The organism is Nodosilinea sp. LEGE 07298 (assembly GCF_015207265.1).
Taxonomy (GTDB): domain Bacteria; phylum Cyanobacteriota; class Cyanobacteriia; order Phormidesmidales; family Phormidesmidaceae; genus Nodosilinea.
Genome location: NZ_JADEXE010000599.1, coordinates 1 through 1,136, shown reverse-complemented (window position 1 = coordinate 1,136; position 1,136 = coordinate 1). Strand labels below are relative to the sequence as shown.

The 1,136-nt window shown below is 60.6% G+C and carries 2 protein-coding genes; both read left to right on the top strand.

The features are described 5' to 3' along the window. Positions 1-557: ZIP family metal transporter (locus IQ273_RS33330; protein WP_194027344.1), on the top strand; the 557-nt coding region annotated here is incomplete at its 5' end. An 84-nt stretch (positions 558-641) separates the two neighbouring features. Continuing rightward, complete coding sequence (locus IQ273_RS33325; protein ID WP_194027343.1) at positions 642-1,115, top strand: ABA4-like family protein; 474 nt, start codon at positions 642-644, stop codon at positions 1,113-1,115. Positions 1,116-1,136: the final 21 nt, after the last annotated feature.

The following is a 1,136-nucleotide window of genomic DNA, read 5'->3' as shown; positions in this document are numbered from 1 at the left end:
CCGCTGTGGTGATGGTTGCTGGCGTTTTGCTGGGCGGGGCGTTTCTGTGGGGGGCACACAACCTCTTTCCCCACGAGCACTTTTTTAAGGGGCCAGAGGGGCCAGCGGCCCAAGACATGAAGCGAATCTGGCTGTTTGTGATCGCGATCGCCCTGCACAATTTCCCCGAAGGGTTGGCGGTCGGGGTGGGCTTTGGCGGCGGCGAGCAGGCCGGGGCGCTGGCGCTGGCGGTGGGCATTGGGCTACAAAATATTCCCGAAGGGCTGGTGGTGGCGATCGCCCTGCGCAATATCGGCTATTCCCCTCGCTATGCCTTCGCGATCGCGTCTCTCACCGGCTTGATTGAACCTATCGGCGGTCTAATTGGGGCCGCCGTTGTCACCCTGGCGCAGACCGCGCTGCCCTGGGCGATGGGCTTTGCCGCCGGGTCGATGCTGTTTGTGATTGTGGATGAAATCATCCCCGATATCGACCAAAAATCCTTTGGCCAGCGCGGCACCGTCGGCCTGATGGGCGGCTTTGTCACCATGATGTTTTTGGATATTGCCCTGGGTTAGAAGCGCTTGATTGGTGCGTCGCTTTGCAGATGCACCCCACGGGAACTGCTTACACTGGAGAGAGATTTTTAATGCACATTCCCTATGACTGTCGATGCCCCTCTATTAGACCTGCTATTTAGCGGTGCCAACCTGTTCGTGCTGCCCTTCTGGACGCTGATGGTGCTGGTGCCCAACACCAAACTTACCCGTACCGTCATGGGGTCACTGCTGCCCTTCGCCGCCCTGGCCGGGCTGTACCTGTTTCTCTTTGTCACCAGCTTTAACAACGTACAGGGCATCGAAGCCCTCTCCGACCCCAACCTCAGCCTCAGCGACCTGGCCGCCATCTTTGCCAACCCCCACGTTACCGCCACCGGCTGGGTCCACTTCCTTGCCTTTGACCTGTTTGTGGGCCGCTGGATCTACTGGCAGGGCCAAGAGAGCGGCGTGTTCACCCGTCACTCCCTGGCCCTATGCCTGTTTGCTGGCCCCCTGGGGCTGCTGTCGCACCTGCTGACCGATGCGGTGTGGCAGCGGTTTGCGGGGAATCAGGTCGAGGAGGTCGTGAGTGGGTAGGAGGGTTGGTGGGTTGGTGGG